Consider the following 9270-nt stretch of genomic DNA (forward strand, 5'->3'; position numbering starts at 1 on the left):
CGGGAAGGGGACCGCACAGCGAGGAGGGGACCGCACAGCGGGCGGGACAGCAACAAAGGGGGGGCATGCCCAGGCGTGAGCGTGTCATGAGGATGTCGGTGGAGCAGCCGCTGTGGCGTGCGCTCGCCGGCTACCGGGTGCTGACCGTTCTCTACGCGGTCGGCCTGTTCGCCACGGCCTACGACCGCTTCCCCCGCCCCTGGATCGCCGTCGCCTACTACTGCGTGCTCTTCCTGTGGACCCTCGCCACCCTGCCCAGGGTCGCGAACGCCGCGAGCTGCACCAGGGCGTTCCTCGCCGTGGACCTCGCGCTGGCGGTGACCGGCATCCTCCTCACCCCCCTCGCCGACACGCACGCGCGGATCGTGGACGGCGGCCCGACCCTGCCGTCGATATGGACCGCCGGTTCCGTCCTCGCCTTCGCCGTCAAGGGCGGCTGGCGCTGGGCGGCCGTCGCCTCCACCGCGGTCGCCGCCGCCAACCTGGTCGAGCGCGGCGGCCCGGCCCGCGACACCGTGCACAACGTGATCCTGGTCTGGGTCGCCTCGATCGCCATCGGCTACGTCGTAGAGGTCGCCCGTGCCTCCGAGCGCACCCTCGCCCGCGCCCTGGAGATCGAGGCCGCCACCCGTGAACGGGAGCGCCTGGCCCGGGACATCCACGACGGCGTGCTGCAGGTGCTGGCCATGGTGCAGCGGCGCGGCGCGGTCATCGGCGGCGAGGCGGCGGAGCTGGGCCGGCTGGCGGGGGAGCAGGAGGTGGCCCTGCGCACTCTGGTCTCCGGTGGGCTCGTGCCCGTCTCCCGGGTCTCGCAGGACACGGCCCAGGGAGCGGTCGTACGGATGGTGGACGACGAGGCGGACGGGGAGCGCGAGGAGAGCGGCCCCGTCGATCTGCGCTCCCTGCTGGCCCACTGGGCCGGCTCCCGGGTCAGCCTCGCCGAACCGGGCGCGCCGGTCCTGTTGCCGGCCGCCGTCGCCCGGGAGGTGGCCGCGGCCGTCGGAGCCGCGCTGGACAACGTCCGCAAGCACGTGGGCGAGGACGCGCGGGCCTGGATCCTCGTCGAGGAGGAGCCGGAGTCGGTGCTCGTGACCGTGCGGGACGAGGGGCCCGGCATCCCGGAGGGGCGGCTCGCCCAGGCCGAGGGCGAGGGACGGCTCGGCGTCGCCCAGTCGATCCGGGGCCGGCTGCGCGACATCGGCGGCACCGCCGAACTGATCTCGGTGCCCGGCCAGGGCACGGAGGTCGAACTGAACGTACCGAAGCAGGCCGAGCGGGCGCGGGGGAAGGCGGAGAGCCGATGACGCCGATGGGCGGGCAACCGGAGACGAGCGGACAGCGGGAGACCGGCGCGCACCGGGAAGCGGCCGCGCAGCGGGACCAGGGCGGGCCGGTCAAGGTCATGGTGGTCGACGACCACCCGATGTGGCGGGACGCCGTCGCCCGCGACCTGACCGAGTCCGGGTTCGAGGTGGTCGCCACCGCGGGCGACGGCGAGCAGGCGGTGCGCCGCGCCAGGGCCGCCGCGCCCGACGTGCTCGTCCTCGACCTCAACCTGCCCGCCAAGCCCGGTGTCCAGGTCTGCAAGGAGCTCGTCGCCGCCGACCCGGCCCTGCGCGTCCTCGTGCTGTCCGCGAGCGGGGAGCACGCCGATGTGCTGGAGGCCGTGAAGTCGGGTGCCACGGGCTATCTGCTGAAGTCGGCCTCCACCGAGGAACTGCTGGACGCGGTGCGCCGTACCGCCGTCGGCGATCCGGTGTTCACCCCCGGTCTGGCCGGACTGGTCCTCGGCGAGTACCGCCGTCTGGCCGCCGAACCCGCCCCCGCCCCCGGGAGCGGCGCCGGGTCCGACGAGCCGAAGGCGCCCCGGCTCACCGAGCGCGAGACCGAGGTGCTGCGCCTGGTCGCCAAGGGCCTGAGCTACAAGCAGATCGCCGAGCGCCTGGTCATCTCCCACCGCACGGTCCAGAACCACGTCCAGAACACCCTCGGCAAGCTCCAGCTGCACAACCGCGTCGAGCTGGTCCGCTACGCCATCGAACGGGGGCTCGACGGCGACTGAGAGCAGCGCCCTCGTTAACTTTCCTACGCGGCGAAGGCACTCTTTCGGGTGGATTCACCGTGATCAACTACCGGGCATTTCACCGGAATTGACTTTCCCGCCCATGCCGAAGTGACGTGCGTCACCGTTAGCGTGACCTTCACCAGGCAACCGCGGCGAAGGGACATTTCCATGCGGGTCGGAGTACTGACCGGAGGCGGCGACTGCCCCGGACTCAACGCCGTCATCCGGGGCGTCGTCCGCAAGGGCGTGCAGGAGTACGGCTACGACTTCGTCGGCTTCCGGGACGGCTGGCGGGGGCCCCTGGAGAACGACACCGTCCGCCTCGACATCCCCGCGGTACGCGGCATCCTGCCCCGCGGCGGCACCATCCTCGGCTCCTCGCGCACCAACCCCCTCAAGCAGGAGGACGGCATCCGGCGCATCAAGGACAACCTCGCCAAGCAGGACGTGGAGGCGCTCATCGCGATCGGCGGCGAGGACACCCTCGGTGTGGCCGCCCGGCTGAGCGACGAGTACGGCGTGCCCTGCGTCGGCGTGCCCAAGACCATCGACAACGACCTGTCGGCCACCGACTACACCTTCGGCTTCGACACCGCGGTCGGCATCGCCACCGAGGCCATCGACCGGCTGCACACCACCGCCGAGTCGCACATGCGGGTGCTGGTGTGCGAGGTGATGGGCCGGCACGCCGGCTGGATCGCCCTGCACTCCGGTCTCGCCGGCGGCGCCAACGTCATCCTCATCCCCGAGCAGCGCTTCGACCTCGACCAGGTGTGCGCCTGGATCACCTCCCGCTTCAAGGCCTCCTACGCCCCGATCGTGGTCGTCGCGGAGGGCGCCATGCCCAAGGACGGCCAGATGGTCCTCAAGGACTCCTCGCTGGACTCCTTCGGGCACGTCCGCCTCTCCGGCGTCGGCGAGTGGCTGGCCAAGGAGATCGAGAAGCGCACCGGCAAGGAGGCGCGGACCACCGTCCTCGGGCACATCCAGCGCGGCGGCACTCCCAGCGCCTTCGACCGCTGGCTCGCCACCCGCTTCGGGTTGCACGCCGTCGACTGCGTCCACGACGGCGACTTCGGCAGGATGGTCGCCCTGCGCGGCACCGACATCGTCCGCGTCCCGATCGGCGAGGCCACCGCGAAGCTGAAGACGGTGGACCCGAAGCTGTACGAGGAGGTCGGGGTCTTCTTCGGCTGACCTCACCCGGTCCCCGCCCGTCTCCTCTCCGTTCTCCCTCCTGGGTCCCCTCTCCGTTTCTCCCCGGACCGGTACCGCGAGGATCGCGTGGGGTATGGGCCGTATATTCGGCCCATACCCCACCAGAACGGGAGCCGTGATGGAGATTCTGGCCTTCGGAGTGCAGGCCGACGAGAAACCCCTGATCGAGCACGCCTTCCGGGACCACCACGAGGTCCGCTGCCTGGACGTCTTCCTCAACGAGGACACCGCCCCCATCGCCGCCGGCTACGAGATCGTCTCCACCAGTGTCAACGCCGAACTCGGCGGCCGCGTCCTGGAGATGCTCGCGGCGGGCGGCACCCGGATGATCGCCCAGCGGTCCACCGGCTTCAACAACATCGACCTGCACGTCGCCGAGCGGCTCGGGATGACGGTCGCCCGGGTGTCGTACTACTCGCCGCACGCCGTCGCCGAGTTCGCCTGGGCGCTCGCCCTCGCGGTCAACCGGCGCATCCTGCGGGCCACCATCCGCACCCGTGACTTCGACTTCCGGCTCGACGGGCTGATGGGCCGCGACCTGCACGGCCGTACCGCCGGTGTGCTCGGCACCGGCAAGATCGGCGAGGCGTTCGCCCGGATCGCCCACGGCTTCGGCATGCGGCTGCTCGGCTGGGACATCGCCGAGAACCCCGCCTGCATGGAACTCGGCATGAAGTACGTCCACAAGGAACAGCTCCTCGCCGAGTCCGACCTGGTCTCGCTGCACGTCCCGCTGATGCCGCAGACGCAGCACCTGATCGACGCGGCCGCCCTGAAGGCGATGAAGGACGACGCGATCCTGGTGAACTCCAGCCGCGGCGGGCTGATCGACACCGCGGCCCTCGTCGCCGAACTGCGCGAGGGCCGCTTCACCGGTGTCGGGCTGGACGTGTACGAGTCCGAGGCGGGCGTGTTCTTCGTCGACCGGTCCCTGGAGGCCATCGAGGACGACATCCTGGCCCGCCTGGTCACCTTCCCGAACGTCCTCGTCACCTCCCACCAGGCCTACTACACCGAGGACGCCGTCCGGCAGATCGTCGACGCCACGGTGCGCAACGTCGTCGACTACCGGGCGGGCCGCCGCTCGGAGAATGTGCTGGTGCCGCACAGCTGACCCACCAGCTCGGTCACGATCGCGGCCCCGTTCAGCGTCAGCACCGACTCCGGGTGGAACTGCACGCCCGCGAAGCCGGGCCCGCGCAGGGCGTGCACCTCACCGGCCGCGCTCCGGCCGACCTCGACGCCGTGCGCGGCCAGCTCCGTGTGCGCCTCGTCGTCGCAGCGCGCCACGAAGCTGTTGTAGAAGCCGACGGTCTCCGGGCGCCCGAACAGGTCGACGACCGTCTGCGCGCCCTGGTACGGCACCTCCTTGCGGACGATCTCCAGGCCCAGCTCGGCCGCGATCAGCTCGTGCCCGAGGCAGACGCCGAGGACGCCGTACCGGTGCTCGGCGATCACCTCGGCGGCCAGTGCCCGCAGCAGGCGCATCTTCGGGTCGGCCAGGTCGCAGGGGTCGCCGGGTCCCGGCCCGAGCACCAGCGGCCCCTCGTGGGCGAGCACCGCCTCCCGCAGCCCGTCCTCGTCGTAGCGGCGGACGGTCACATCGAGTCCCGACGAGCGCAGCACATGGGCGAGCATCGCGGTGAAGGTGTCCTCGCCGTCCACGACCAGGGCGTGGCCCCGCAGGGAGTCGGACCGCTCCTGCATGCGCAGCCAGAACGGCGCCAGCGAGACCCGGCGCCCGTCCAGCGCCGCCCGCACCCGCGGGTCGTCGGCGAGACGGGGCAGCGCCCGCTCCGTGCGCGGCCGGGCGGGCCGTACGCCCAGCGCCGCCAGCACCCCCGCGGCCTTCGCGTGCGTCTCGGCGACCTCGCTCGCCGGGTCCGAGCCGCGCACGAGGGTCGCACCGACCGGCACGCGCAGCCGCCCGCTCGCGTCGATGTCGGCGGTGCGGATCAGGATGGGGGAGTCCAGGGTCTGGGCGCCGCCGGAGTCCCGACCGAGCAGGGCCAGCGCGCCGGCGTAGTAGCCGCGGCCCACACCGTCCCGTCCGAAGGGCTCGTACCGCTCGATGACCCGGCAGGCGTTCTGCACCGGCGACCCGGTGACGGTCGCCGCGAACATGGTCTCCCGCAGCACCTCCCGCACATCCAGCGAGGACCGCCCGCGCAGTTCGTACTCGGTGTGCGCGAGGTGCGCCATCTCCCTCAGCCGCGGCCCGACCACGACGCCGCCCATGTCGCCGACGGTGCACATCATCTTGAGCTCCTCGTCGACGACCATCGACAGCTCCTCGATCTCCTTGCCGTCGGAGAGGAAGCCGAGCAGGTGCTCGGGGGTGGGCCCCTCGGCCGGGTAGCGGTACGTCCCGCTGATCGGGTTCATGACGACGGTGCCGCCGGACATGCGGACGTGCACCTCGGGGCTGGCGCCGACCAGCGTGCGCCCGGAAGGCCCTTCGGGCCCCGTCTGGTTCCCGGTGTGCACGACGAACGTCCAGTACGCCCCCCGCTCGCCCTCCAGCAGCCGCCGGAACAGCGCCAGCGCGTCGGACCTGCCGAACCCGGGGATCCGGCCCTCGTACGTCCGCCGGATCACGAAGTTCGCGCCCTCGCCCGCACCGATCTCGTCGCGCAGCACCCGTCCGACGATCTCCGCGTACTCCTCGTCGCCGACGTCGAAGCCACCGCCCTCGACCCGGACCTCGTGCGCGGGCAGCTGCGCCAGCGCCTCGGCGAGCGGGATCGTGTACGACTCCTCCGGGGTCAGCACCGTCAGCGGGGTGCCGTCGTCACGGACGTCGAAGCCGCGCTCGCGGATCTGACGGAACGGGACCAGCGCCAGGCCCTCCTCGGGCAGCTCGGCCAGGCGCTCCCGCGTGCTCACCTGCCCGACGAGCAGCTCGACCAGATCGTGATCGTGTCCGGGGGCGCGGCGCCGGAGCAGGGCGAACGGGCGGGGATCGTGCAGCAGCTGTGCAAGGTCCATGGGGTTCCTCTTCCGTCGATGTCGGTCGATGTCGGTGAGGAACGACCCGGGTGCCGCACACACCGAAGGCCGCCCCTCGGGCGGCCTTCGCGAAGTGTGTGGGATACGCGCAGTCAGCGGGCCGCCGGAGAAGCGGTCCACCACCAGTTCTGGTTCTGGGTAGGGTGCGCGAACATGCCCGCACCCTACCGCACGCCGTCCGGGTCCGGGCCGCGTCCGGGCCGCCGGTCTCGTCCCCCGGACGCACCACACGCCGGTTTCCGGCGGGCGCGGGCGGTGGAAGGAGCGCGTCCGTCACCCGTGCCGGACCGAGGAGGACGACATTTCCGCACCACGATCGCCGCACGCGGCAGGGCGGGCCCGCCGGACCGGAGGGCGCGCCCTGCGCGCGCTCACCGCGCTGAGCGCCTGCGGGGCGCTCGGCGCCGGATCGCCGGCCGTCGCCCGCGTCGCGTCCGACGACGCCACGAAGACCGTCGCCTACCGCGGCCACACCTTCACCGTCCCCGCCGACTGGCCGGTCGTCGACCTCGGCCGGAACCCGACGGCCTGTGTCCGCTTCGACCGGCACGCCGTCTACCTCGGCACCCCCGGCGAACAGCAGAACTGCCCCGCCCACGTCACCGGCCGCACGGAGGCGCTCTGGGTGCAGCCGGCCACGGGGACGAAGGCATCCGTCATCGAGAACCGCACCGCGCACGTCTTCCGGGCGACGGCGGCCGCCGAACCGATCGCCGTCACGGCCCCCTACCGCGAGGACCGCGCCCGGATCGGGCGGATCCTGGACAGCGCCGGGCTGCCGGTCGCCGCCGCCCGCGCCGAGCAGCCCGGCACGACGCCGGCCGCCCCGGCCCTGCCCACCGACGCCATCGCCTACCGCGGCAAGGGTTTCGACACCTGTGCCGCGCCGAGCCGGGCGGCCATGGACGCCTGGAAGACCGCCTCGCCCTACGGCGCGATCGGCATCTACATCGGCGGTGTGAACCGCGGCTGCGCCCAGCCGAACCTGACCGCCGAGTGGGTGCGGACCCGGTACTCCAAAGGATGGCGTTTCTTCCCGCTGTACGTCGGCCCGCAGCCCTCCGGGTCCGCCGGCAGCTGCACCGGCGCCTGCTCGTCCATCGACGATCCCGCGCGACAGGGCAGGGCGGCCGCCGAGGACGCGGTCGCCGAGGCCGCCGCCCTCGGGCTCGGCAAGGGCTCGGTGCTCTACGACAACCTGGAGCAGTACACGCCCGGCGGCACCCTCACCACGCGGGTGCTCGGCTATCTCCGGGCCTGGACCGAGCGGCTGCACCAACTGGGCTACCGCTCCGGGGCGTACGGCAACGTCTCCTGCCTGGTCGCCGACCTCGTCGACAACGCCACGAAGACCACCCTGCCCGACGTGATCCACTTCGCCCGCTGGAACGACCGGGCCGTCACCACCGACACCGCCCTGCCGGGCACCTTGTGGGCCCACCGGCAGCGCGTGCACCAGTACGCGGGCGACAGGTCCGAGACCTACGGCGGGGTGAGGATCAGCGTCGACCGCAACCAGCTGGACGTCGGCACCGGCACGTGAGGGGCCACCCAGTGTCCGCGACGGTGCACGATCTGTCTCACTGGATGAGCAGATGAATGGACCGGCTGAGCGACCCCGTAGTGTTGAGAAGGTGACCGTGAACGCTAAGACCAGCGCGAGCGCTGGCAACACCTGGCGAAACCTGCCCGCGGCGCAGCAGCCCGAGTACCCCGACCCCGAGGCTCTGCGCGCAGTGATCGCGGACCTCGAGTCGTATCCGCCGCTCGTCTTCGCGGGCGAGTGCGACGAGCTGCGCGCCCGGATGGGAGCCGTCGCCAGGGGCGAGGCGTTCCTGCTCCAGGGCGGCGACTGCGCGGAAGCCTTCGACGCGGTGTCCGCCGACCACATCCGCAACAAGCTCAAGACCCTGCTCCAGATGGGCGCCGTGCTCACGTACGCCGCCTCGGTGCCGGTGGTGAAGGTCGGCCGGATCGCCGGCCAGTACTCCAAGCCGCGCTCCAAGCCGACCGAGACCCGCGACGGCGTGACGCTGCCGACCTACCGCGGCGACTCCGTCAACGGCTTCGACTTCACCGAAGAGGCCCGCGTCCCGGACCCCGAGCGGCTGAAGCGGATGTACCACGCCTCCGCCTCCACGCTGAACCTGGTGCGCGCCTTCACCACCGGCGGCTACGCCGACCTGCGCCAGGTGCACGCCTGGAACCAGGACTTCGTGAAGTCCTCCCCGTCCGGCCAGCGCTACGAGCAGCTCGCCCGGGAGATCGACAACGCGCTGAACTTCATGCGGGCCTGCGGCACCGACCCGGAGGAGTTCAAGACCGTCGAGTTCTACTCCTCGCACGAGGCGCTGCTGCTCGACTACGAGTCGGCGCTGACCAGGGTCGACTCGCGCACCGGACAGCTGTACGACGTCTCGGCGCACATGGTGTGGATCGGCGAGCGCACCCGTCAGCTGGACCACGCGCACATCGAGTTCGCCTCGAAGATCCGCAACCCGATCGGCATCAAGCTCGGCCCGACCACGGCGGCCGAGGAGGCGCTGCAGTACATCGAGCGCCTCGACCCGGACCGCGAGCCCGGCCGGCTGACCTTCATCGTGCGGATGGGCGCGGACAAGGTCCGCGACCGGCTGCCCGAGCTGGTCGAGAAGGTCACCGCCTCCGGTGCGACCGTGGCCTGGGTGACCGACCCGATGCACGGCAACACGTTCGAGGCCGCCTCCGGGCACAAGACCCGCCGCTTCGACGACGTGCTCGACGAGGTCAAGGGTTTCTTCGAGGTGCACAAGGCGCTCGGCACCCACCCGGGCGGCATCCACGTCGAGCTCACCGGTGACGACGTCACCGAGTGCGTGGGCGGCGGCGACGAGATCTTCGTCGACGACCTGCACCAGCGCTACGAGACGGCCTGCGACCCGCGGCTCAACCGCAGCCAGTCGCTGGACCTGGCCTTCCTGGTCGCGGAGATGTACCGC

The 9270-nt window shown here is 72.0% G+C and carries 8 protein-coding genes; 6 read left to right on the plus strand and 2 right to left on the minus strand.

What is annotated here, in order from left to right; all coding sequences use genetic code 11:
- Positions 1 to 65 precede the first annotated feature (65 nt).
- The 4 genes from macS to BZY54_RS32795 all read left to right on the plus strand — a co-directional run bounded on the left by macS (position 66) and on the right by BZY54_RS32795 (position 4397).
- Positions 66 to 1304 (plus strand): MacS family sensor histidine kinase, encoded by a 1239-nt coding sequence (gene macS, locus BZY54_RS32780; RefSeq protein WP_086728952.1) that lies wholly within the window; start codon positions 66 to 68, stop codon positions 1302 to 1304.
- 98 nt (positions 1305 to 1402) lie between these two features.
- Positions 1403 to 2062, plus strand: a complete 660-nt coding sequence (locus BZY54_RS32785) for a response regulator (protein ID WP_086728965.1) — start codon at positions 1403 to 1405, stop codon at positions 2060 to 2062.
- Between the two features lie 171 nt (positions 2063 to 2233).
- On the plus strand, positions 2234 to 3262 hold the full coding sequence (locus BZY54_RS32790) for a 6-phosphofructokinase (protein ID WP_086728953.1): 1029 nt from the start codon (positions 2234 to 2236) through the stop codon (positions 3260 to 3262).
- 139 nt (positions 3263 to 3401) lie between these two features.
- Entirely contained in the window at positions 3402 to 4397 is a 996-nt protein-coding gene (locus tag BZY54_RS32795) for a 2-hydroxyacid dehydrogenase (protein ID WP_086728954.1), read from the plus strand.
- Here the strand turns inward: BZY54_RS32795 and BZY54_RS32800 are convergent.
- Both BZY54_RS32800 and BZY54_RS55650 read right to left on the minus strand, forming a co-directional pair.
- Positions 4349 to 6271 (minus strand): anthranilate synthase family protein, encoded by a 1923-nt coding sequence (locus BZY54_RS32800; protein WP_086728955.1) that lies wholly within the window; start codon positions 6269 to 6271, stop codon positions 4349 to 4351. The genes BZY54_RS32795 and BZY54_RS32800 overlap by 49 nt on opposite strands.
- A gap of 113 nt (positions 6272 to 6384) precedes the next feature.
- Positions 6385 to 6447, minus strand: a complete 63-nt coding sequence (locus tag BZY54_RS55650) for a trp operon leader peptide (protein ID WP_107419882.1) — start codon at positions 6445 to 6447, stop codon at positions 6385 to 6387.
- A gap of 470 nt (positions 6448 to 6917) precedes the next feature.
- Here BZY54_RS55650 and BZY54_RS32805 point away from each other — a divergent pair, with 470 nt between their 5' ends.
- Positions 6918 to 7835 carry a glycoside hydrolase domain-containing protein gene (locus BZY54_RS32805; protein WP_244217461.1) on the plus strand — a complete coding sequence of 306 codons (918 nt, stop codon included), beginning with the start codon at positions 6918 to 6920 and terminating at the stop codon, positions 7833 to 7835.
- 91 nt (positions 7836 to 7926) lie between these two features.
- Positions 7927 to 9270, plus strand: a 1344-nt coding sequence (locus BZY54_RS32810) for a class II 3-deoxy-7-phosphoheptulonate synthase (RefSeq protein WP_086728957.1), incomplete at its 3' end; no start/stop codon positions are given.

It is taken from the genome of Streptomyces carpinensis (assembly GCF_002154505.1).
In the GTDB taxonomy this organism is placed as follows: domain Bacteria; phylum Actinomycetota; class Actinomycetes; order Streptomycetales; family Streptomycetaceae; genus Streptomyces; species Streptomyces carpinensis.